The organism is Burkholderia sp. MSMB617WGS, assembly GCF_001532025.2.
Taxonomy (GTDB): Bacteria; Pseudomonadota; Gammaproteobacteria; order Burkholderiales; family Burkholderiaceae; genus Burkholderia; species Burkholderia savannae.
In genome coordinates this window covers 1,325,423-1,348,702 of sequence record NZ_CP013458.1, presented here as the reverse complement: position 1 = coordinate 1,348,702, position 23,280 = coordinate 1,325,423, and the positions used below count along the sequence as shown (strand labels likewise).

The window sequence follows — 23,280 nt, the reverse complement described above, 5'->3', positions numbered from 1 at the left end:
CCTACCCCGCGATCATCGCCGCCGCCTGTCGATACCAGGTCGCGAGATACGGCGGCACGTAGAGCCCGAGCATCAAGCCGAGGCCGAGATGAACGAACACCGGCAGCAGCGCCGGCGGATGCTCGAGCGTCGCGACGCTCGATTCGCCGAACACCATCCGCTGCACGCGCATGAAGATCGCGGCGAACGCCGCCGCGAGCGCGACGAGCAGGAACGGCGCGCTCCACGGCAGCTTCGCGATCGCCGTCGTCAGGATCAGGAATTCGCTCGCGAACACGCCGAAAGGCGGCATCCCGAGAATCGCGAGCGCGCCGAGCATCAGCCCCCAGCCGACCGTCGGACTGACCTGCAGGAGCCCGCGGATGCCGTCGATCGACTGCGTGCGCGCCTTCTGCGCCGCGTGGCCGACCGCGAAGAAGATCGCCGATTTGACGAGCGAATGCACCGTCATGTGCAGCAGCCCCGCGAACGTCGCGACCGGGCCGCCGAGGCCGAACGCGAAGGTCATGAGCCCCATGTGTTCGATCGACGAATACGAGAACAGCCGCTTCACGTCCCTTTGCCGGAACAGCGAGAACGATGCGACGAGCGCCGACGCGAGCCCGAAGCCGACGAGCAGGCGCCCCGGCAGGCCGTTGCCGAGCGCGCCGTCGGCGAGCACCTTGCAGCGCAGCACCGCGTACAGCGCGACGTTCAGCAGCAGCCCGGACAGCACCGCCGAAATCGGCGTCGGGCCTTCGGCGTGCGCGTCGGGCAGCCAGCTGTGCATCGGCACGAGCCCGACCTTGGTTCCGTAGCCGACGAGCAGGAACACGAACGCGATCGACACGATCGTCGGATCGAGCTGCGTCTTGACCGCGTTCAGGCTCGTCCACAGCAGCGCGTCGCCGCCGGCGAGCTGCCGGCCCGCCGCGAGATACAGCAGGATCGTGCCGAACAGCGCCTGCGCGATGCCCACGCCGCACAGGATGAAGTACTTCCACGCGGCCTCGAGGCTCGCCGCACTGCGGTAGACGCTCACGAGCAGCACCGTCGCGAGCGTCGCCGCCTCCATCGCGACCCACAGTACGCCGACGTTGTTCGTGAGCAGCGCGAGCAGCATCGCGAAAATGAACAGCTGGTACATGCAGTGATAGAGCCGCATCCGGGCGTCGCTCATCTTGCCGCGGTCCTGCTCGACGCGCATGTACGGATTCGAGAACAGCGACGTCGTCCAGCCGACGAACGCCGTCAGCGCGACGAGGAACACGTTGAACGGATCGACGAAGAAGAGTTCGCCCACCGCGTACATCGGCCCGTGCGCGACCGTGCGCGCGGCGAGCAAGAGCGTCGCCGCGCACGTGAGGAAACTGAAGCCGACGTTCAGCGCGCGCGCGACGTGCTGCCTGCGCACGAGCGCGAGGCATCCGCCCGCGACGAGCGGAATGCCGAGCGACGCGAGCAGCGCGAAGACGTCATTCATCTTTCAGTTTCTCGAGATGGTGGATGTCGAGGCTGTCGAACTGCTCGCGGATCTGGAACATGAACACGCCGAGGATCAGTATCCCGACGAGCACGTCGAGCCCGATCCCGAGCTCGACGATCATCGGCATTCCGTTGGTCGCCGCCGCGGCCGCGAAAAACAGGCCGTTTTCCATCGACAGGAAGCCGATCACCTGCGGAATCGCCTTCGCGCGCGTGATCATCATCATGAACGACAGCAGCACGCACGCGAGCGCGATGCCGAGCGTGCCGCGCGCGGCCGATTCGGCGAGCCGGCTGATCGGCGCCGCGACGTTGAACGCGACGATCACGAGCGCGATGCCGGCGACGAGCGTCGCCGGGATGTTGAGAAGCGGCTCGACGTCGGCCTTCACGTCGAGCCGCTGCACGAGCCGGTACAGAATCCACGGAATCAGCCCGACCTTCAGCAGCAGCGTGAGCGCGGCGGACACGTACAGGTGCGTGTCCGCCGTCACGAAGCCGAGGATCAGGTTCGCCGACACGAGCGCGACGCCTTGCAGCGTATACAGATGGATCAGCGACAAGATCCTCCGCTGGCTCAGCATCGCGAACGACAAGAGCAGCAGGATCGCCGCGAGGAAATTGATGAGCTGCGTCGCGTAGCCGTGCATCTACGCCCCCAGCAGAAAATGGACGAGCATGCCGATCACCGCGAGCAGGAACGCGGTCGCGAGAAATTCGGGCACGCGAAAGAGGCGCATTTTCGCGTTCGTCGTCTCGACCACCGCGAGGGCCGCGCCGCCGACGAGCAGCTTCACGAAGAGCGCCGGCAGCGCGAGCAGGAGCGCGAGCGGACTGCCCGCCTCGGCGATCCCCCACGGCATGAACAGCGCGAGGCCGATGCACGAATACGCGAAGAGCTTCAGGCTCGCCGCCCATTCCATCAGCGCCAGATGGCGGCCCGAATATTCGAGAATCAGCGCCTCGTGGATCATCGTCAGCTCGAGGTGCGTGGCCGGGTTGTCGACGGGCAGCCGCGCGTTCTCCGCGAGCGACACGAGCGTGAACGCGATTCCCGCGAACGCGAGGCTCGGATAGATCACGAGCTCGCGGTGGCCGAGCGCGGCGACGATGCTCGTCAAGAGCGTCGACTGCGTGATCAGCGACGCCGAGAACAGCACCATCAAGAGCGCCGGTTCCGCGAGGAAGCCGATCAGCATCTCGCGGCGCGCGCCGAGCGTGCCGAACGCGGTGCCGATATCCATCGCCGCGAGCGACAGCGCGACGCGCGCGAGCGCGAACAGGCCGACGAGCGCGATCGCATCGGCCGCGGGCGAGAGCGGCAGCTCGGTCGACAGCGTCGGCACGATCGCGCACGCGAGCGTCATCGCCGCCCAGACGACGTAAGGCGCGCCGCGAAACAGCGCACTCGCGTGCCGCGCGACGACGGATTCCTTGTTGAACAGCTTGTGCAGCATCCGGTACGGCTGCCAGATGCTCGGCGCGCGGCGGTTCTGCAGCCACGCGCGGCACTGGTCGACCCAGCCCGTCAGCAGCGGCGCGGCCGCGAGCGCGACGAGAATCTCGAGCGTCTGCGACAGGATGCCGGAGGCGGTCACCATCGTCTCACCACCGTCAGAAGCACGATCAGCACGACGAAGCTGTACGTCAGGTAGATCGCGATGCGGCCCGTCTGCAGCAATCCGGCGAGCGCCGCGACGCGATTCACGAGCGCCGCGACCGGCTCGTAGAGCAAATGCCATGTGCGATCCGCGACGCTCATCCGGTATTCCGGCCGCGAATCGAACGGCGAAGGCAGCCGCCGCTCGATCCGGAAGAACGGCGTGAAAATCTCGCGGATCGGCTGGCCGAAGCCTTCGGCCGTGTCCTGCATCCGCGCGGTCACGAACGGATGGCCGCACGACCACGGCGCCGCGCGCCTGAGCCGCCCGTGATAGAAGCGCCGCACGAGCAGCCACGCGAGCGCGCAGCACGCGAGAAAGAACAGCATGAAGAGCGCCGGCATGTAGCTCGCGCGCGCGGCCGACACGGGCGCGAACAGCAGCCAGCCGTGGTTCGTGCCGCCGATGCCCGCGCCGATCAGCGAGCGCGTCACCGCGTCGAGCACCTTCACGTACTGGACGGGCGCGAGGCCGAGCAGCACGCTCGCCGCCGCGAACCAGCAGAACGCGACGCGCTCCCACGGGCTCGCGTCGCGCGCGCGCTCGAGCTTCGGCTCGCGCGGCTGGCCGAGGAACACGATGCCGAAAAACTTGACCATCGCATAGCCGGCAAGCGCGGCCGTCAGCGCAACGAGCGCCGCGACGAGCGGCACCGTCATCCCGAGCACCGAATCGGGCAGGCCCGGCGTGAAGAGGAAGCTCTGCACCAGCAGCCACTCCGACACGAAGCCGCTCGACGGCGGCAGCCCGGCGCTCGCGGCGACGGCAACGAGCATCGCCCACGCGGTCCACGGCATGAAGCGGATCAGCCCGCCGAGCCGCCCGAGATTGCGCTCGCCCGTCGCGTGCAGCACGGCGCCCGTGCCGAGGAAGAGCAGGCTCTTGAAGCACGCGTGCGCGACGATCTGATACAGCAGCGCCGTCAGCGACAGCGCGGCGAGCGCGGGCAGACGGTAGCCGAGAAACAGGATCGTGAGGCCGAGGCTCACGCACATCAGCCCGATGTTGTCGATCGACGAATACGCGAGCAGCCGCTTCATGTCGGTCTGGATCGTGCTGAACACGACGCCGAGCAGCGCGCCGAACAGGCCGAGCGCGAGCGTCAGCACGCCCCACCACGCGGCCTGCACATGCAGCAGATCGAGCACCGTGCGCAGGATTCCGTACAGGCCGACCTTCAGCACGAAGCCGCTCAGGAGCGCGGACACGGGCGACGGCGCCGCCGGATGCGCGTCCGGCAGCCAGACGTGCAGCGGAAAGACGCCCGCCTTCGCGCCGAAGCCGGCAAGCGCGAGCAAGAACGCGGCCGACGCGGCGAGCCCGTCGAGATGCTGGACGCGCATGTTCGCGAACGTGTAGTCGCCCGTGCCCGCCTGCAGCAGGCCGAAGCACGAGAGCAGCGCGAGCGCGCCGACGTGCGAGATCAGAAAGTACAGGAACGCCGCGCGGCGGATCTCGGCGATCCGGTGATTCGTCATCACGAGGAAGGCCGCCGACAGCGTCAGCGTCTCCCACGCGACCATGAAGCAGTACGCGTCGTCCGCGACGAGGAGGAGCGCCATGCTTGCCGCGCACGCGTGGTATTCGAAGCAGATGAGCCCGGGCGCCGTGCCCTCGCCCTTGCGAAAGTAGCCGGACGAGAACGCGCCGACGCCCGCCGTCACCATGCCGAGCACGAACAGAAAGTAGGAAGACAGCGCGTCGATGCGCAGATGGAACGGCAGATCGGGCAGGCCGAGCGGCAGCACGACCGTCGACGGCTCGGCGAACACGCCGGCGAATCCGATGCCCGCGAGCGCGAGCCCGGCCAGCGCGCCGAGCGGAAAGAGACCGTGAGCGACCGCACCGGTGCGACGCATGTTCGCGAGTCCGGCGCAGCCGAGCGCGAGCCACGCGAGCGCGACGAACAGCACGCATCGGAGAAGCAGGCCCTGTTCCATGTTGTTTGACTCGCGGATCGCCTAGCGTCGCGCCAACGGACGTGCCAACGAGTATGGCGAAGCGGCGCGCGCCGCGCAAGCGGCGAAAGGCCGCGCGAATGCGGCGCCGCAGCGCGCGCGGCGCGTGCCCGCGCCGCCTGTCTCCTGATCGGTTCCGGACGCCGGGCGGGATGTCATCGCAGGACCACGCAGGACCATATCGTTACAAGAGTATGATAATGTCGTTATCATCCTAGCACCATTGTCGATCTGTCACCACACGCGTCGATCCGCATTGCCTCGCGCCCCGTCGCGCCCCGCATCGCTTCGCGCCTGTTCGGCGCTCGAACGCGAAGGTTGCCGGGCACGCGGGCGCAATGCGCAGGTTCGCCCGCCGCCACGTCACGCCATGCCAGTCGCCTACTTTCGCAGCCTCGCCGGAAAGGATCGCAATCTCGACGCCAACCGGCACCTCGGCTTTTCCCTCGCGTTCGTCGCGGGCGCCGCGAATGCCGGCGGCTTTCTCGCCGTCAAGCAGTACACGTCGCACATGAGCGGGATCGTGTCGGCGATCGCCGATCAGGCGGCGCTCGGCAACGTCGTGCTCGTGTTCGCGGGCGTTGCGTCGCTTGCGTCGTTCCTGCTCGGCGCGGCGGCGTCGGCCGTGCTCGTCAACTGGGGCCGGCGCAAGCGGCTGCACAGCCGCTATGCGTTTCCGCTGCTGCTCGAGGCGTTCCTGCTGCTGTGCTTCGGCCTTCTCGGCAGCCATCTGGCGCTCTGGCGGACGTTCTTCGTGCCTGTCACAGTCGTTCTGCTGTGCTTCATCATGGGCCTGCAGAACGCAATCATCACGAAGCTCTCGAACGCCGAGATCCGCACGACGCACATGACGGGCATCGTCACCGATCTCGGCATCGAGCTCGGCAAGCTGTTCTACTGGAATTCGACGCAGGCCGAGCCCGGCGAGCCGGACGTGTACGCGAACCGGCTGAAGCTGCGCGTGCTCGGCACGATGCTCGCGATGTTCTTCTCGGGCGGCCTCGCGGGCGCGCTCGGTTTCAAGCACGTCGGCTACTCGGTGACGATCCCGCTCGCGGGTCTGCTCGTCGTGCTGGCCGGCGTCCCGATGCTCGATGACCTGCGCGAATGGGCGAGCCGGCCGGGCGGCGGCAGGCGGGCGGGCTGACGGCGCATCGACGGGGGGGGAGCGCGGCCCCGTGCCGGTCGGCGCGTCGGCGCGAGGCGATCGCCATTGGCGCGGCTTCGGGCGCAGCCCGTCGCAGTTGAGCGATTTCGCTTCGCGCCCCTAAACCGCCAGCGCCACCGTCCGAGCGCCGGCCATGCGGCGCGTTCGAGCCGCTCGACGAGAACCCCGGGGCGCGAAAGTGCGGTCGAGCGCCGAATTCCAGCGGGTTCAGCCAATCGGTCCAAGCCGAAGCCGAAGCCGAAGCCGAAGCCGAAGCCGAAGCCGAAGCCGAAGCCGAAGCCGAAGCCGAAGCCGGCAGCATTGTTGCGCGGGTTGCGCCCGCAATTCGTCCCGCCGAAAGCCGTCCGTCAGGCGCCAGCGCCCGCTTCGATCCCCTTGCCGCGCATCGGCTCCCGTCGCCCGGCGCACCTGCCCACTTTCCGAGCACGCACATACCATGTTAATGTTATGTGCATATACACTCCCGCGCACGAAAATGATCGATCACGCGCCGGCCCGTTCCGGCGATTGGCTCAACCGCACGCGCCCCCCGATGCGCGGCCCGACCCGGACGCACGCATGTTCGACATGCATATAGCGCTCCTAGCGCACGACTACGCGCGCCGCGTGCCGCGGGACGTAATGGGCGCGCAGGGCCTCGTGATCGTCGGCGTCGGCAGGAGCGGCGAGCGCGGCTTTCAGATGCTCTACCGCTTCTCGGCCGCGTGCGAGCGCCTCGAGGCGCTCGGCACGAACGTCATCTTCGTCTACCCGAAGGAATCGGCGCGCCACGTGCTGGACCCGATCTCGGTGTCGAGCGCGCAGATCCGGCAGCGCCCCTGCCTCTTCCTCGACGACGACGGGCGCTTCTTCCGGCGGCCGTGCCCGCCCCGCTCGCTGGCGCTCGTGCATCTGAACCGCGACATGAAGCCGCTCGACACGGCGAAAATCGTCCTGCAGGATGGCGCATGGGACGGCGAGCTGCTCGCGTTCCTCGCCCGCGCGCAGGCGCGCGCGATGCACTGAGACTGAGTACGCAGGCGCGCGAGCCGGCCGCGACGGCCCGCGTGCAACGAATCACTTGAAGGATTCCCGGTGGCACAAGCATTGATCGAGATCGGCCTGAAATGGGGGCGCTACGACGCCGCGTTCGCGGGCCAGGCGCTCGCCGGCGCGGCGGGCCGCTTCCAGAGCGACATCGTCGTCGTCGCGAACGGCCGCCGCGCGAACGCGAAGGACGTGATGTCCGTCGTCGCGCTGCGCGCGAAGCGCGGCACGCAGATGCAGATTCTGTCGAGCGGCCCGGACGAGGAAGACGCGCTTCATTCGCTCGCGTCGCTCTTGAGCGCGAACTGACGCGCGGGAGAACCGGCCGATGCAACCACGCTTTCCCGGCATGCCCGCGAACTCGTCCGGGCCGCTGTCCGCGCCGCACCGCTGCGCGCACGCGAACTCGCCCGTCGTGATCGAGACGCCGCACCTCGTGTCGCTCTGCTTCGACGATCGCGGGATGCAAAGCTGCATGTATGTCGACGGCCCGGATCTGCTCGCGCTCGGCTACACGCGCACGATGATGGGCTTTCTGTTGCTGCACTCCGAGCCGCGCCGGATCGCGATGATCGGCTTGGGCGGCGGCTCGCTCGCGAAATATCTGTACCGGCACCTGCCCGACGCGCGCATCACGTCGATCGAGATCAATCCGGACGTGATCGCGCTGCGCGACCGGTTCCGAATTCCGCCCGACGACGCGCGCTTCTCGGTGCTGTGCGCGGACGGCGCCCAATACGTCGCGTCCGCGGGCGACGCGTGCGCGGACGTGCTGATCGTCGACGGCTTCGACGCCGGCGGGCTGCCGCTCGAGCTCGGCAGCCGGCCGTTCTACGCGGACTGCCGCCGCCATCTGGCGGCGGGCGGCGTGCTGGTCGTCAATCTGCTGACCGACGATCCGCGCGTGGCCGATTGCCTCGCCGCACTGCGCGACGTGTTCGGCACCTCGGCCGCGCTCGCGCCCGCCGAGGACAGCGCGTCGAACCTGATCGTCTTCGCGTGGAAAAGCGATGCGCCGCTGCCGTCGCTCGAGACGATGATCGAGCGGGCGAACGCGCTGGCCCGCGGGCACAGCATCGATCTCGTCGAGGCGGCCGTGCGCATCGAACTGGGCGTGAGCTACGACTGGCGCCGGTTCGGCGAACCGGTCGACGCATGATGCGGGCGTGCCCGGCTGCGCCGGAAATGAGGGAACGGACAAAAAATCGTCCGGGAGTCGGCGTGTATTATAATTTGATTAACATACATGCCACTGTGTCCCGCCATGGAAACGAAAAGCGCCCGTCTGACCGTCCTGATCGACCCCTTCAAGAAGAAGGCGTTCGAGCAGTTGTGCGCCGCGCAGGATCTGACGCCGTCGCAGGTCGTGCGTCAGATGATTCGGGATTATCTCGAGCAGCACGGCGTGAGCTACAAGACGCGCAGCCCGGTCGCCCCGCGCGGCGCCGCGAAGCCGCAGCCGCGCCGCAAGACCACCGCCTGATTCGTGGGCGCGTGCGCGCCCGTGTCGCACCTTGTCGTGCCGTGCCGTAGAAAGCAGCAATGATACCTTGTGATGTCTGTCAGCCGCTCCTCGCCGAGCGGCATCCGGAGTCGGGCGATGTTCCGCTCGATGCGCTCGGCAAGCCGACCAAGCTGCGGCCGCTGTTTCGCAAGCCGCTCATGATCGGCAAGTTCCGCTGCCGCGCCTGCGGCGCGAACTGGATCCGCGAATCGGACGCGTCCGCGCCCGGCCAGGTTCACTGGCTCTTCCTCGGCGACGCGACGAGCATCCTCGAACCTTCCGCGCGCAAGCGCCCGCCGTCGAGCGCCGAACGCAGCGCCGCGGCCGAGCCGCACGCGCCGCCTGCCGGCGCCGAGCAGGCCGCGTGATCGTTCAGCGCGCGGCGGCGCCCGCGATCGGCACGCGCCGGATCTCCGCCAGATAGAGGATGATCAGCGACACCCAGACGATCCCGTACAGGAACATGAAGCACGTCGAGCGCACGCGAAGCAAGTCGACGAGCGCGCCGAAGATGATCGGCAGCAGGAAGCCGCCGAGCCCACCCGCGAGCCCGACGATGCCGGTGACGACGCCCATGTTGTCCGGAAAATCGTCGGCGACGTACTTGAACGTCGACGCCATCCCGAACGCGAACACGGCGCCCAACACGAACGTCAGCACGACGAACGCGGCGAGCGGAATATGGAGACGCAGCGTCGCGGTGCCGTCGACCGTGTGGATCACGAGGTCGGTCGGCGGATAGGACAGCAGGAACAGGCAAATCCACGCGACCCACAACCCCCACCATGTGATCGCGTGCGCGCCGTAGCGGTCGGCGAGCGCGCCGCCGAGCGCGCGCAGCACCGAGCCCGGCAGCGAGAAGCCCGCCGCGAACGCGGACGCGGCGACAAGCGACATTCCATAGCCGTTCTTCAGGTACTGCGGCATCCACAGCGACAGCGCCGTAAAGCCGCCGAACGTGATCGAGTAGTACTGGCAGAGCTTCCACACGCGCCGATCGCGCAGCACCCCGAACGATTCGAGCCACGAGCCCTTTTGCGCGCCCGCGCCGGGATCGGGCGCCGACGCGAACCAGAAGATCGCCGCGGTGACGAGAAGCGCGACCGCGTACACGCGCGGCACGACGCGCCAGCCGTACGCGGCGAGCAGCAGCGGCGTGACGAACAGATTGACCGCCGCGCCGGCCGTACCCGCGCCGAACACGCCCATCGCAAGCCCGCGCTGCTGTGGCGGGAAGAAGCGCGCGACGTATGGCGTGCCGACCGCGAACGACGCGCCGACGCAGCCAAGAAAGAGCCCGATCAGCAGGAACTGCCAAAGCGCGGTCGCGTAGCTGACCGCATAGACGGGCACCGCGCAGACGACAAGCAGCACCGTCATCACGATGCGCCCGCCGAAGCGGTCGGTCCATGCGCCGAGCGGCAGCCGCATCAATGCGCCCGTCAGCACGGGCGTCGACGTGAGCATCCCGAACTCGGTCGCGTTCAGATGCAAGTCTTCGCGCAGCTGGATGCCGAGCACGCCGAACATCATCCAGACGACGAAGCAGACGAGGAACGCGAACGTGCTCGCGAAAAGCACCGACCACGCGCGCGCGGGAATCGCCGGCGCATGGTCGAGCGCGCCGGAATCGTGCTGTGAGACCATGTCCGCCCTCCTTTCCCGATCAGTTCATTGAACCAGCGGGCCGTTCGCGTCGCCGAACGCGACGCCCTCGACGCGCGCGCCGCTCGCGAGAATCGTCACGTATTGCTGGATCGCCTTGTGCCGCACGCGCTCGGCGAGGAACGCGGCGATGTCGGCGGCGACCGCGTCGAACGGCACCGGATCGCCCGGCACGCGGCGCTCGATCCGCACGATGTGAAAGCCGAAGCGCGTGTTCACGAGGCGCGGCAGCACGCCGAGGTCGGGCGCATCGAACACGGCCGCCTCGAACTCCGGCGCCGAATCGCCGCGCAGCAGCTGCCCGAGGCTGCCGCCCACGCTCGCCGACGGGCAGTTCGAGAGCTCGCGCGCGAGCGCCTCGAACGTTTGCGGATCGGCGAGCACGCGCGCGAGCGTCGCTTCGGCCTCGCGGCGCAGCGGCGCGAGCGGCGTCGCGTCCGTCACCGCGAACAGGATGTGGCTCGCGTAGGCGATGTCGCGCCGGCGAAAGCGCGCCGCGTGGTTCCGGTAGTAGCGCTCGCAGTCCTCGCGCGCCGGCTGCGGCAAGTGCGTGAGCTCGCGCTCGAGCAACGCGTCGAGCGCGTCGTCGTCGAGCGGCGCGCCTTCGGCGCAGAGGCCGAGCGCGATCGCACGCTGCCGCAGCAGTTCGCGCACCACGAGCGCGCGCCGCGCCGCGTCGAGCGGATCGCCGGCGTCGGCATGGTGCGCGCGCTCGTCGGCGATCTCGGCCGCGCCGATCTCGACGCCGTTGACGCTCACGCGCGCATGCGCCCCCGCGTCGAGGGTTTCGTCGATCGTATTCATCAGCTGCTCGTCAACGCTTGCGCACGAGCTGGTACGGCCGGATCAGGTACGCGAGCGACGCGAACCCGCTCCAGATGTGCACCATCCGCGTGAACGGCGACACGAGGAAGATCGTGAAGCCGAGCAGGATGTGCGCGCGATACGTCCACGGCACGCCGGCGAGCAGATCCGCGACGCCCGGCCGGAACGTGACGACGCCCTTCACGTAGTCGGTCAGCACCTCGAACATCGCGCCGTCCATGTGCCGCGCGGACAGCACGACCGTGCCGAGCCCGAGCGCGAGCTGCGCCCAGAGCATCAACACGATCAGGATGTCGGACTTGCGGCTGTTGCGGCGAATGCGCGCGTCGCCGAGCCGCCGCGCGATCAGGATCGTGAGCCCGACGATCGCGACCGCGCCCGCCGCGCCGCCGCCCACCATCGCGACGAGCTGATGCGCGGACGCCGACAGGAACGGCGACACGAGCCAGTGCGGCGCGAGAAAGCCGGCGAAGTGGCCGATCACGACGACGAGCACGCCCCAGTGGAACAGGTTGCTGCCGAGCCGCAGCGCGCCGTGCCGCAGCAACTGCGACGAATCGCTCTTCCACGTGTACTGCTCTCGATCGAAGCGGATCAGGCTGCCGATCAGCAGCACCGCGAGACAGAGGTACGGATAGAGGCCGAACAGAAACGTATTCAAGTAATCGCTCATGGGCTTCTCCTGATCCTTCGCCGGGTACTTTCGCCGGGTACTTCGTTGATCCTGCGCCAGGGCCTTGCGCCGCCCGCCCGCGCCGCCGGCCTTCGCATCGTCGCGCCGTCGGCCAGACGGCCGCGCGCGGCCCGTTGCGCGACCTGGGGAAACACTGATTCAATCGCTCGCAGCGCCGCAAACCCTTGTCGGGCCATGCTCAGTAGCGCGAATCCGGCCTTTGATCAGCGTTTCCCTAGCGGCCCGGCCGCTTGTCGTAAAACCGCACGGGCTCCGCCGCGCCCGGCGTCTCCGCGCCGACGAAGCGAACCGGTTCGTCCGCGTAGTCGGCGTCGAGCGCGCGGTGATCGACTGCCGTGTGCGCATCGTCGTCCGGCGACTCGGGCACGTCCGCCCGCCCCTTGCCCGCGAGCGACAACAGCGCGCCGATCGCGAAGCCGTAATGGCTGCCGCGCTTCGCGAGCGCCGTTGCCAGCGCCTGCAGAATCTCGGCCGTCTCCTCGAGCAGATTGCGCGCGTCGCGCTCCGGCAGCCGCGACAGATATTCGAGGAACACCGGCAGATAATCGGGCAACTCGTGCGCGCTCAGATAGAGCCCGTGCCGCTCGTACATCTGCAGCAGATCGACCATCGCCTGGCCCCGGTCGCGCGATTCGCCGTGCACGTGCTCGAACAGATGCAGCGACGTCGCGCGGCCGCGATCGAAGAGCGCGACGTAGTTCTCCTGCAGCGTCAGCAAGTCGCGCTCGCCGAGATACGCGACAAGGCGCGCGAGCCCCGCGCGCGCGCCGTTCGTCAATCCCTTCGCGTCGCGCAGGCACGCGTCGATCGAAGGCAGCGCGTCGACGAGCGCGTCGCCCGGATAATCGAGCAGCGCCGACAGCGCCGCGTATACCGCGCCGCGCGGCTCGAGCGGTGCGTCGCTCATCGCTCCACCTCCTTGATCGGAATCGTCCGCTGGCCTTTCTTCATGCCGAACAGGCTCGCCTCCGACGTGCCGCCCGAGCAGCCGTTGCCGAACGAGAAGCCGCACGACGCGCGCAGATCGAACGCGTCCTCCGCGTATTCGCGATGGGTCGTCGGGATCACGAAGCGATCCTCGTAGTTCGCGATCGCGAGATAGCGATACATCTCGTCGACCTGCGCGATCGACAGGCTCGCCTGCTTCAGCACGCCCGGCGCGTCGACGCGATCGACATGCCGCGCGCGCATGAACGCGCGCATCGCGAGCAGCCGCTCGAGCGCGAGCTTCACCGGCGCTTCGTCGCCCGCCGTCAACAGGTTCGCGAGATAGCGCAGCGGAATGCGCAGCGATTCGACGTCGGGCAAATAGCCGTTCATCCCGAGCGTGCCGCTGTTCGCGGCCGCGTTGATCGGCGACAGCGGCGGCACGTACCAGACCATCGGCAGCGTCCGGTACTCCGGATGCAGCGGGAACGCGATCTTCCAGTCGATCGCCATCTTGTAGACGGGCGAGCGCCTCGCCGCGTCGAGCCACGCGGCCGGCACGCCGTCGCGCTCGGCCTGAGCGGCGATCGCCGGATCGTTCGGATCGAGAAAGAGCGACAGTTGCGCACCGTACAGATCCGTTTCCCGCTCGACGCTCGCCGCGTCGCCGATGCGATCCGCGTCGTACAGCAGCACGCCGAGATAGCGAATGCGGCCGACGCAGGTCTCCGAGCACACGGTGGGCTGCCCCGCCTCGATGCGCGGATAGCAGAAGATGCATTTCTCCGCCTTGCCGCTTTGCCAGTTGTAGTAGATCTTCTTGTACGGACAGCCGGACACGCACATTCGCCAGCCGCGGCACTTGTCCTGATCGATCAGCACGATGCCGTCTTCCTCGCGCTTGTAGATCGAGCCCGACGGGCACGCGGCGACGCACGCCGGATTCAGGCAGTGCTCGCACAGCCGCGGCAAGTACATCATGAACGTGTTCTCGAACTGTCCGTAGATGTCCTTCTGAACGTGATCGAAGTTGTAGTCCTTCGAGCGCTTTTCGAATTCGCCGCCGAGAATCTCCTCCCAGTTCGGCCCCCACTCGATCTTCTCGAGCCGCTCGCCGCTCACGAGCGAGCGCGGCCGCGCGACAGGCATCGCGCGCGCGTCGCCCGCTTCCTGCAGATGCGCGTAGTCGAACGTGAACGGCTCGTAGTAATCGTCGATCTCCGGCAGATGCGGATTCGCGAAGATCTGCGCGAGCAGCCGCCACTTGCCGCCGAGGCGCGGCTCGATCCTGCCGTCCGCGCGCCGCTTCCAGCCGCCGCGCCAACGCTCCTGGTTTTCCCAGTCCTTCGGATAGCCGATGCCCGGCTTCGTCTCGACGTTGTTGAACCACGCGTACTCCATCCCTTCGCGGCTCGTCCACACGTTCTTGCACGTGACCGAGCACGTGTGGCAGCCGATGCACTTGTCGAGATTGAGCACCATTGCGATCTGCGCGCGAATCTTCATCGCGTTTCTCCTGCGTCGGCATTGCGTGCGGCCGGTGCGGCCGATGCGCCGGCAGCAGTCGCGCCGCCTTCGCGCTCATCTTCGTCGTCGAGCCAGTCGATCCGTTTCATCTTGCGCACGATCAGGAACTCGTCGCGATTCGAGCCGACGGTGCCGTAATAATTGAAGCCGTACGACAGCTGCGCGTAGCCGCCGATCATGTGCGTCGGCTTCAGCGACACGCGCGTGACCGAGTTGTGGATGCCGCCGCGCGTGCCGGTGATCTCCGAGCCCGGCGTGTTCACGATCTTCTCCTGCGCGTGATACATCATCACCATCCCGCGCGGCACGCGCTGGCTCACGACGGCGCGCGCGCACAGCGCGCCGTTCGCGTTGTAGCACTCGATCCAGTCGTTGTCGGCGACGCCGATCGTCTGCGCGTCGCGCTCCGACATCCAGACGATCGGCCCGCCGCGCGAGAGCGTCAGCATCAGCAGGTTGTCCGTGTACGTGCTGTGGATGCCCCACTTCTGATGCGGCGTGATGAAGTTCAGCACGATCTCGGGATTGCCGTTCGAGCGCTGGCCGACCATGTGCGCGTAGCTGCCGGTATCGACGGGCGGCTTGTATGCGCAGAGCGACTCGCCGAACGCGCGCATCCACGGATGATCCTGATAGAGCTGCTGCCGCCCGCTCAGCGTGCGCCACGGCACGAGCTCGTGCACGTTCACGTAGCCCGCGTTGTACGACACGTGCTCGGATTCGATTCCGCTCCACGTCGGCGACGAGATGATCTTGCGCGGCTGTGCCTGGATGTCGCGAAAGCGGACTTTCTCGTCCTCGCGCGCATGCGCGAGATGCGCGTGCTCGATGCCGGTGACGCGCGAGAGCGCCTGCCACGCCCTCACCGCGACCGCGCCGTTCGTCTCCGGCGCGAGCGCGAGGATCACCTCGGCCGCGTCGAGCGCGCTGTCGATCCGCGGGCGGCCTTGTGCGCAGCCGTCCTCGGTCACGCGATAGTTGAGCGCGCCGAGCAGCGCGACCTCGTCTTTCGTATCCCAGCCGATGCCCTTGCCGCCGTTGCCGAGCCGGTCCATCAGCGGCCCGAGCGACGTGAACTTGCGGTACGTACTCGGATAGTCGCGATCGACGACGGTCACGGCCGGCATCGTCCTGCCGGGAACCGCGTCGCATTCGCCGCGCTTCCAGTCGCGCACGTCGAACGGCTGCGCGAGCTCCGCCGGGCTGTCGTGCGCGATCGGCGAAAGCACGATGTCGCGCTCGACCCCGAGGTGGCCGTCGGCCAGTTCCGAGAAGCGCTTCGCGATGCCCTTGAAGATCTCCCAGTCGCTCTTCGACTGCCACGCCGGATCGACCGCGGCCGACAGCGGATGGATGAACGGATGCATGTCCGACGTGTTCATGTCGTCCTTCTCGTACCACGTGGCAGTCGGCAGCACGACGTCGGAGTACATGCAGGTCGTCGACATCCGGAAGTCGAGCGTGACGAGCAGATCGAGCTTGCCGCGCGGCGCCTGCGCGCGCCACGTCACTTCCTCGGGGCGCGCGCCTTCGCCTTCGCGGATCTCGTCGCCCTGCACGCCGTGCGTCGTGCCGAGCAGGTGCTTCAGGAAATATTCGTGGCCCTTGCCCGACGAGCCGAGCAGGTTCGAGCGCCACACGAACAGGTTGCGCGGGAAGTTCTCGGGCGCGTCGGGGTCCTCGCACGCCATCCTCAGCTCGCCCGACGCGAACCGCCGCGCGATCTCCGCGCCCGCGTGCGCGGGATCGGCGATGTCCGCGCCGACGCGCAGCGGATTCGCGGCGAGCTGCGGCGCGGACGGCAGCCAGCCCATGCGCTCGGCGCGCACGTTGTAGTCGATCGGCGCGCCGTGGAAGCGGCTCTTGTCGGCGAGCGGCGACAAGAGCGCGGCCGGGTCCATCGGGTCGTAGCGCCACTGGTCGGTGTGCGCGTAGAAGAACGATGTCGAATTCATCTGCCTGGGCGGCCGGTGCCAGTCGAGCGCGAACGCGAGCGCGGTCCAGCCGGTCTGCGGCCGCAGCTTTTCCTGGCCGACGTAGTGCGACCAGCCGCCGCCCGATTTGCCGACGCAGCCGCACATGATCAGCATGTTGATGATCGCGCGGTACGTCATGTCCATGTGGAACCAGTGGTTGATCCCCGCGCCGACGATCACCATCGATTTGCCCTGCGTCTTGTGCGCGTTTTCCGCGAACTGCCGCGCGACGGCGATCGCGTCGCCGCGCTTCACGCCGGTGATCGCCTCCTGCCACGCGGGCGTGTACGGCACGTCGTCGTCATAGGTCTTCGCGACGTCGCGGCCGCCCAGGCCCTGATCGATTCCGTAGTTCGCGACGAACAGGTCATAGACGGTCGCGACGAGCATCTCGCCGTTTGGCGTCGCGACGCGCCGCGCGCCGATCTTGCGCGACAGCTCGGACGGATGCGCGGTGTGATCGAAATGCGCGTGCGGCTGGTTGCCGAAGTACGGAAACAGCACGTCGACGACTTCGTCATGCGCTTTCGCGAGCGACAGCCGCGGCGCGAGCGCGTCGCCCGCCGACGTCTCGGCCTTCAGGTTCCACTTGCCGCGATCGCCGCCGTCCTGCTGCGCCCAGCGAAAGCCGATCGAGCCGACCGGCACGACGAACTCGCCCGTCGCGTCGTCGATCATCACGGTCTTCCATTCCGGACGCCCGGTTTCGCCGAGCGCGCCGCCGAAGTCGGACGCGCGCACGAGCCGCTCGGGCACGTAGCCCGCGCCATGCGGCACGAGCCGCACGACGCACGGCATATCCGTGTAGCGGCGGCAATAATCGGAGAAATAGTCGCTCGCCCCGTCGACGTGGAATTCCTTCAGGATCACGTGCCCCATCGCGAGCGCGAGCGCCGCGTCGGTGCCCTGCTTCGGATGCAGCCACAGGTCGCCGAACTTCGCGCCTTCGGCGTAATCGGGGAACACCGACACGATCTTCGTGCCCCGGTAACGCGCCTCGACGAGGAAGTGCGCGTCGGGCGTGCGCGTCTGCGGGACATTGGAGCCCCACATCATGATGAAGGTCGAGTTGTACCAGTCGGCGGACTCGGGCACGTCGGTCTGCTCGCCCCACGTCTGCGGCGACGCGGGCGGCAGGTCGCAATACCAGTCGTAGAAGCTCAGGCACACGCCGCCCACCAGCGACAGATAGCGCGAGCCCGCCGCGTACGACACCATCGACATCGCCGGGATCGGCGAGAAGCCGACGACGCGGTCCGGCCCGTGGCGGGCTATCGTATGAACATTCGCCGCCGCGACGATCTCGTTGACTTCGTCCCACGTCGCGCGCACGAAGCCGCCGAGGCCGCGGCGGCTCTGATAGGCGCGCCGCGCGTCTTCGTCGTCGACGATCGAGCGCCACGCGTCGACGGGCGCCATCGTGCGGCGCCGCGCGCGCCACAGCTTGACGAGCGCGCTGCGCACGAGCGGGTACTTGAGCCGGTTCGCGCTGTACAGGTACCACGAGTACGACGCGCCGCGCGAGCAGCCGCGCGGCTCGTGGTTCGGCATGTCCGCTCGCGTGCGCGGATAGTCGGTCTGCTGCGTCTCCCACGTGACGATGCCGCCCTTCACGTAGACCTTCCACGAGCACGAGCCGGTGCAGTTCACGCCGTGCGTCGAGCGGACGATCTTGTCGTGCTGCCAGCGCTGCCGGTAGCCCTCTTCCCACTTCCGGTCCTCGTCGGTGACCGCGCCGTGCCCGTCGGAAAACTGCGGGCGGGCCGTCGCGAAAAAGCGCAGCCTGTCCAGGAAATGGCTCATGGCGATCCTTGTGGGGGAGTGAGGCGCACGGTTTTGAATCTAGCAACGGCCCTTCGCAAAGTAAAGGTAACGCAACCAATCGCGGCCGCCGTCGCGCCCGCGCGGAGCGCGCGCCGCCGCCGGCCGGGGCGGCGCGCCGCGGCGCCGGCCGGGCATTTGCGCCGATCGGGCCGGCGCCGGCATCCGATGCAAAATCGGCCGGGCGCCGCCATTGCGCGGCCGAATCCGCCGACGCGGCAGCGAAATAATCGGTAACGGAAAACTCGCGCCGCACGCCATTCGAATGATCGCCAAGACATGGAAAATGCCGATGGCGAGGTCTCGCCGAATATCGGTGAAATCGATGACGCGCGCATGGCGGCGCAAAAAATGCCGATCGCGCGCGCGGCGCATTCTTGCCCGTCGCGCGAATGCCGCACCGCACGATGCGATGCGCGGCTCGCGGACGTTGACGGCGGCTCGCGCGCGCGTGTCGAGTCCGCGCGGCTGTGCCGGGTGGGAACCGATTGCCTCGCGGCGCAATATTTGAAAGAATTCGGCACGCGGCGCCTCCGCGTTGTCGCATTGCCGAAAATGACGGGAATCACGCAAAATATCGGCATTCCAATACCCGCCGCGTATCGAGCGCATTCGCTCGATGCCCCCCAACCAGCAACACCGGCATAACGAAGCATAGGTATGAATTCATGACCGCCAGCGGGTTCAGCCCTGGCGCATCGCGCGATGCGTCCCGCACCGACCGGCGCGCCGCGCTCGTGGCCGTGGCCGTCGCCGCGCTGGGCATCGCCGCGTCGTACGGCGTCGCGCGCCTCGTGCTGCAGCAGGAGCGCGACGCCGCGCAGGCCCGTTTCGAGCGCCGCGCCGCACATGTGACGACAACCCTGCGCCAGGAGCTGCTGACCGCCACGACGGTGCTGCGCGGCGCGCGCGGCATGCTCGGCTCGAACGCGTCGCCCGCCGCCGGCGGCTGGGCGAACTATCAGGCGCAGCTCGATCTCGACCGTGCGCGCTCGCCGATCCGCTCGCTTGGCTTCATCGACGCGAAAGCGATCGTCGGCGCCGCGCAAGCGAGCGTCGATCCGCAGGCGCGCGCCGCGCTGCTGCGCGCGGCCGACTCCGGCCTCGCGACGCTCGACGCCCATGCGGCGCCGGCCGACGGCACGTACGCGCCGGACAACGGCGCCGGCACGCTCGCGCTCTACCTGCCCGTCTACGCCGCGAACGAAGCGCTGCCCGCCGCGGAGCGCCGCCGCGCCGACACGTCGGGCTTCTTGGTCGCGACGCTCGATCCGCGGCGGCTCGTCGAGCTGTCGACGTCGAACGATCGCGACATCGACCTGCGCCTGACGGCGGGCGAGCGCGGCGCGCTCGTCTACACGACCGATCGCGACGACGCCGGCGCGGACTCGTCGCATCCGCCGCTCACGCGAGCGGACCCGCTCAATTTCGGCGGCACGCCGCTCACCCTCGCCTACAAGACCGAGAACCGCTGGGCGGCGATCCGCTCGAACGCCGTCGCGACCACGGTGCTCGTCGCCGGCGCGGCCACCTCCGCGCTGTTCGCGGTGCTCGCGTATCTGCTCGTCGGCCGGCTCGGCGCGCGCAGCGAATACGCCGACGACAGCCCGCTCAACGAAGCGCGGATGATGGGCATCATCCGCTCGTCGATGGAAGCGATCATCACGGTGGACGACAGGCAGACCATCGTGATCTTCAATCCGGCCGCCGAGCGCGTGTTCGGTGTGTCCGCGATGGATGCGATCGGCTCGTCGCTGTCGCGCTTCATCCCCGAGCGCTTTCGCCCGGCGCACGCGAAGCACGTCGAGCAGTTCGGCGTGACGGGCGTGTCCGAGCGGCAGATGGGCCGCCAGCGCGTGCTGTTCGGGCTGCGCGAGAACGGCGAGGAGTTTCCGATCGAGGCGTCGATCTCGCAGATCCGCGACGGCTCCGGCAAGCTGTACACGGTGATGCTGCGCGACGTCACCGAGCGCGTGCGCGCCGAGAATGCGCTGCGCCAGTCGCGCGAGGAGCTGCGCGAGCTGTCCGCGAACCTGCAGAACGTGCGCGAGGAGGAGAAGACGCGAATCGCGCGCGAGCTGCACGACGATCTCGGTCAGCAGCTCACCGCGCTCAAGATGGACGTATCGGCAATCGCGATCGCACTCGCCCGCCATCGCGAGGAGCAAGCCGACGCGCAGCCGATCGCGGCCGTCGAGCAGCAGTTGCAAGGGATGCGGCGGCTCATCGATTCGACGGTTGCGTCGGTGCGGCGCATCGCGGCCGACCTGCGGCCCGTGATGCTCGACGATCTCGGTCTCGTGCCCGCGATCGAATGGCTCGCAAACGATTTCACGAATCGCTACGGGATCGACGTCGAGCGCCGGCTCGACACGGCCGACACGCGCTTCACGAACGCCGGCGCGACGACGCTGTTCCGGATCGTCCAGGAGGCGCTCACCAACGTCGCGCGCCACGCGGACGCGTCCCGCGTGGACCTCACGCTCGCGATCGACCAGGACTTGTGCCTGCTGCAGATCAAGGATGACGGCCGCGGCGTGCAGCCCGGCGAGCGTCGCGACAGGCACGGCGACAAGTCGTTCGGGCTCATCGGCATCCGCGAGCGCGCGCACATGCTGAGCGGCACCGTCACGATCGATTCCGTGCCCGGACAGGGCTTCTCGATCAAGGTCGCGCTGCCGCTCGCGGCGATCCGGCAACAGGACGCGCTCCTATGATCAAGGTCTTGATCGCGGACGATCACGCGCTCGTGCGCGACGGCCTGCGTCACATTCTCGGCAGCGCGACGGGCTTCGAGGTCGTCGGCGAGGCGTGCGACGGCATCTCGACCATCGAGCTGATGCGCTCGGCCGACGCGCAGGTGCTGGTGCTCGACCTGTCGATGCCGGGCCGCAACGGCATCGATCTCATCAAGCAGATCAAGGAGGAAAAGCCCGCGCTGCGCATCCTCGTGCTGACGATGCATGCGGAGCAGCAATACGCGTCGCGCGCGTTTCGCGCGGGCGCGTCCGGGTACATGACGAAGGAAAGCGCGAGCGCGGAGCTCGTCGGCGCGCTGACGAAGATCGCGGCGGGCGGCGTCTACGTGAGCCTCGCGATGGCCGAGCGGCTCGCGCAGAGCCTGAACGAGCCCGTCGAATCGCTGCCGCACCAGCGCTTGTCGGACCGCGAGTTCGACGTGTTCCGCCGGATCGCCGCCGGCGAGACGATCACCGAGATCGCGCAGGCGCTCGACGTGAGCGCGAAGACGGTCAGCACCTACAAGGCGCGCATCCTCGAGAAGATGCAGATGCCGCACGATGCGGCGCTCGTGCGCTACGCGCTGCGGCACAAGCTGTTCGACGACAGCGACGAAGTCTGATCGAGCGCGTCGCCGCGGGCGGGCCGCGCGCGCCTGCGCCGCTCGCTCGTTCGTTCGTGCGCTTCCCGGCCCGCCTGCCGGCCGCGGGTTCGCCGCTTGCGTTCGCCCGCTATCGTCCTTACCGGGCGGCGCTCGTCGCCCGTGGCTGACCGATTCCGCCCGATTCGAATCGATTTGGCCCGATTCCGCCTGCCGTTGCGGCGGCGCGCTTTCCACGAGCCGCCGCTCGACAACTCGACCGCTCGCCGCCCCGCGCCCTCCGCGCGATGCGCCACGGCCGGGCCGGCCGTGCCCTCGACGCCGGCCCCCTGAGCGCGCCGTTTCCGCCGCACGTTCCGCCTCCACCGCCCCGCGCCCCGGCGCCTGTCCGCATCCGCGCAATCCCTCGTAGGAATATCCCTACGTCGAACCCGCCATTGCCTACCCCATTTTCACCCGGCGCTGATTTCGCGCCGCGCCCGGGCCGACCATACTGCCGGTCATGGATGCACGCGAGTCAACTCCTCCGCTGAGAGTCTTTCTCGCCGACTACGCGGCCCCGGTCAGAGATCGCCTTACGTCGCTGTTCGAGACGATCCTCGGGGTCGAGGTGGTCGGCGAGGCCGAGGACGCTCCGGCCGCGCTCGCGGGCATTCTCGAAACGGGCGCCGACGTCGCCGTCATCGAGCTGAGACTGACGGGCGGCAGCGGACTCGAGTTGATTTCGGCGCTGACGCGCGCCGCTCCGAAGGTGGTCAAGATCGTGCTGACCAACCTGTCCGGACCGGCATTTCGCGCGGCATGCAGCGACGCGGGAGCGGATTTCTTCTTCGACAAGACCGCCGACGTCGACGCCGCCTGCCGCACCGTGAGGACCCTGGCCAGCGCGCGTCGACCGCACGCAGCCGAATGACAGGAGCAGATCATGTTGCAAGCGCAAACGCAGAACGCCTTGACGCCCGCGGCGCAGCAGCGCGCGATGATAGCGGTGCGTGCGGCCGCGCGTGACGACGCGGCCAAGCGTCCGGCCACGCGCTGCTCGAACTGCGCGATGCGCAGCGTCTGCATGCCCGCCGACCTGACCGTCAACGAATTCGCGAAGCTCGACGCGCTGATCTGCTCGACGCGTCAGGTCAAGCGCGGCGACACGCTGTTCCGCACGCACGACACGTTCCAGAGCATCTACGCGGTGCGCACCGGCTCGTTCAAGACGGTCGTCATGCATCGCGACGGCCAGGAGCACGTGACGGGCTTCCAGATCGTCGGCGAGACGATGGGCCTCGACGGCGTGTGCGCCGGCCGCCACAACAGCGACGCGGTCGCGCTCGAGGACAGCACCGTCTGCATCATTCCGTTCGCGCAGCTCGAAGTCGTGTGCCGCGACGTGAAGCCGATGCAGCATCACGTGCATCGCCTGATGAGCAGCGAGATCGTCCGCGAGTCGAGCCAGATGATGCTGCTCGGCACGATGACGGCCGACCAGCGCGTCGCCGCGTTCCTGCTCAACATCTCCGAGCGTTTCCAGAAGCGCGGCTACTCGGCCGCGGAATTCAACCTGCGGATGACGCGCGAGGAAATCGGCTGCTATCTGGGAATGAAGCTCGAGACCGTCAGCCGGATGTTGTCGAAGTTCCAGCGCGACAAGCTGATCGCGCCGCGCGGCAAGCAGATTCGCATCATCGATCCGGTCGGCCTCGCGCGCGTGTGACGCGCGGCGGCCACGC

Annotated in this window: 21 protein-coding genes; 11 read left to right on the top strand and 10 right to left on the bottom strand. The window is 68.4% G+C overall.

The genetic code is table 11. The features are described from left to right. Position 1: 1 nt before the first annotated feature. Genes WT60_RS26495 through hyfB form a run of 4 tightly spaced genes read right to left on the bottom strand, consistent with a single transcriptional unit; the run spans position 2 to position 5,065 of the window. Positions 2–1,462 (bottom strand): hydrogenase 4 subunit F, encoded by a 1,461-nt coding sequence (locus WT60_RS26495; RefSeq protein WP_038745369.1) that lies wholly within the window; start codon positions 1,460–1,462, stop codon positions 2–4. Next, positions 1,455–2,114 (bottom strand): formate hydrogenlyase, encoded by a 660-nt coding sequence (locus WT60_RS26490; RefSeq protein ID WP_038745372.1) that lies wholly within the window; start codon positions 2,112–2,114, stop codon positions 1,455–1,457. Before WT60_RS26490 ends, WT60_RS26495 begins: the two co-directional genes overlap by 8 nt. Beyond that, positions 2,115–3,065 carry an NADH-quinone oxidoreductase subunit H gene (locus WT60_RS26485; RefSeq protein WP_038745375.1) on the bottom strand — a complete coding sequence of 317 codons (951 nt, stop codon included), beginning with the start codon at positions 3,063–3,065 and terminating at the stop codon, positions 2,115–2,117. After that, positions 3,059–5,065 (bottom strand): hydrogenase 4 subunit B, encoded by a 2,007-nt coding sequence (gene hyfB, locus WT60_RS26480; protein ID WP_059581941.1) that lies wholly within the window; start codon positions 5,063–5,065, stop codon positions 3,059–3,061. The genes WT60_RS26485 and hyfB overlap by 7 nt, the downstream gene beginning before the upstream one ends. A gap of 388 nt (positions 5,066–5,453) precedes the next feature. On the opposite strand from hyfB, the gene WT60_RS26470 reads away from it, so the two are divergent. The 6 genes from WT60_RS26470 to WT60_RS26445 all read left to right on the top strand — a co-directional run bounded on the left by WT60_RS26470 (position 5,454) and on the right by WT60_RS26445 (position 9,149). After that, positions 5,454–6,230: a YoaK family protein gene (locus tag WT60_RS26470; protein WP_038745380.1), complete on the top strand. Its 777-nt coding sequence runs from the start codon at positions 5,454–5,456 to the stop codon at positions 6,228–6,230. Between the two features lie 579 nt (positions 6,231–6,809). Then, the gene (locus tag WT60_RS26465) at positions 6,810–7,256 is read left to right on the top strand and encodes a hypothetical protein (protein ID WP_038745383.1); all 447 of its coding nucleotides are present in this window, start codon (positions 6,810–6,812) and stop codon (positions 7,254–7,256) included. Between the two features lie 69 nt (positions 7,257–7,325). Then, positions 7,326–7,586 (top strand): HPr family phosphocarrier protein, encoded by a 261-nt coding sequence (locus tag WT60_RS26460; protein ID WP_059581955.1) that lies wholly within the window; start codon positions 7,326–7,328, stop codon positions 7,584–7,586. Positions 7,587–7,626: 40 nt separating this feature from the next. After that, positions 7,627–8,436 (top strand): spermidine synthase, encoded by an 810-nt coding sequence (locus tag WT60_RS26455; RefSeq protein WP_052145027.1) that lies wholly within the window; start codon positions 7,627–7,629, stop codon positions 8,434–8,436. 105 nt (positions 8,437–8,541) lie between these two features. Further along, a complete protein-coding gene (locus WT60_RS26450) occupies positions 8,542–8,760 on the top strand; it encodes a ribbon-helix-helix protein, CopG family (RefSeq protein ID WP_059581960.1) in 219 nt (72 codons plus the stop codon). Positions 8,761–8,819: 59 nt separating this feature from the next. Beyond that, complete coding sequence (locus WT60_RS26445) at positions 8,820–9,149, top strand: hypothetical protein (protein WP_038745394.1); 330 nt, start codon at positions 8,820–8,822, stop codon at positions 9,147–9,149. A gap of 4 nt (positions 9,150–9,153) precedes the next feature. Here WT60_RS26445 and WT60_RS26440 read toward each other — a convergent pair whose 3' ends face one another. The 6 genes from WT60_RS26440 to WT60_RS26415 all read right to left on the bottom strand — a co-directional run bounded on the left by WT60_RS26440 (position 9,154) and on the right by WT60_RS26415 (position 18,198). Beyond that, positions 9,154–10,428, bottom strand: coding sequence for a nitrate/nitrite transporter (locus WT60_RS26440; protein WP_060356188.1), 1,275 nt, complete (start codon positions 10,426–10,428; stop codon positions 9,154–9,156). Between the two features lie 24 nt (positions 10,429–10,452). Further along, entirely contained in the window at positions 10,453–11,250 is a 798-nt protein-coding gene (locus WT60_RS26435; RefSeq protein WP_038745399.1) for a peptidylprolyl isomerase, read from the bottom strand. A gap of 10 nt (positions 11,251–11,260) precedes the next feature. Continuing rightward, positions 11,261–11,944, bottom strand: coding sequence for a respiratory nitrate reductase subunit gamma (gene narI, locus WT60_RS26430; RefSeq protein WP_038745402.1), 684 nt, complete (start codon positions 11,942–11,944; stop codon positions 11,261–11,263). A 235-nt stretch (positions 11,945–12,179) separates the two neighbouring features. Beyond that, entirely contained in the window at positions 12,180–12,872 is a 693-nt protein-coding gene (gene narJ, locus WT60_RS26425) for a nitrate reductase molybdenum cofactor assembly chaperone (protein WP_038745404.1), read from the bottom strand. Then, entirely contained in the window at positions 12,869–14,398 is a 1,530-nt protein-coding gene (narH, locus tag WT60_RS26420) for a nitrate reductase subunit beta (RefSeq protein WP_038745407.1), read from the bottom strand. The genes narJ and narH overlap by 4 nt, the downstream gene beginning before the upstream one ends. Next, on the bottom strand, positions 14,395–18,198 hold the full coding sequence (locus WT60_RS26415) for a nitrate reductase subunit alpha (protein WP_060356189.1): 3,804 nt from the start codon (positions 18,196–18,198) through the stop codon (positions 14,395–14,397). The genes narH and WT60_RS26415 overlap by 4 nt, the downstream gene beginning before the upstream one ends. Positions 18,199–18,495: 297 nt before the next feature. Between WT60_RS26415 and WT60_RS34755 the strand changes: the two genes are divergently transcribed. The 5 genes from WT60_RS34755 to WT60_RS26390 all read left to right on the top strand — a co-directional run bounded on the left by WT60_RS34755 (position 18,496) and on the right by WT60_RS26390 (position 23,264). Beyond that, positions 18,496–18,864, top strand: coding sequence for a hypothetical protein (locus tag WT60_RS34755; protein ID WP_162483260.1), 369 nt, complete (start codon positions 18,496–18,498; stop codon positions 18,862–18,864). A gap of 20 nt (positions 18,865–18,884) precedes the next feature. Then, positions 18,885–20,933 (top strand): PAS domain S-box protein, encoded by a 2,049-nt coding sequence (locus tag WT60_RS26405; protein ID WP_038745411.1) that lies wholly within the window; start codon positions 18,885–18,887, stop codon positions 20,931–20,933. Then, positions 20,930–21,577: a response regulator transcription factor gene (locus WT60_RS26400; RefSeq protein ID WP_038745413.1), complete on the top strand. Its 648-nt coding sequence runs from the start codon at positions 20,930–20,932 to the stop codon at positions 21,575–21,577. Before WT60_RS26405 ends, WT60_RS26400 begins: the two co-directional genes overlap by 4 nt. A 481-nt stretch (positions 21,578–22,058) precedes the next feature. Continuing rightward, the gene (locus tag WT60_RS26395) at positions 22,059–22,469 is read left to right on the top strand and encodes a response regulator transcription factor (protein ID WP_038745415.1); all 411 of its coding nucleotides are present in this window, start codon (positions 22,059–22,061) and stop codon (positions 22,467–22,469) included. 66 nt (positions 22,470–22,535) lie between these two features. Then, positions 22,536–23,264 (top strand): helix-turn-helix domain-containing protein, encoded by a 729-nt coding sequence (locus tag WT60_RS26390; protein WP_226377337.1) that lies wholly within the window; start codon positions 22,536–22,538, stop codon positions 23,262–23,264. The last annotated feature ends 16 nt before the right edge of the window (positions 23,265–23,280 follow it).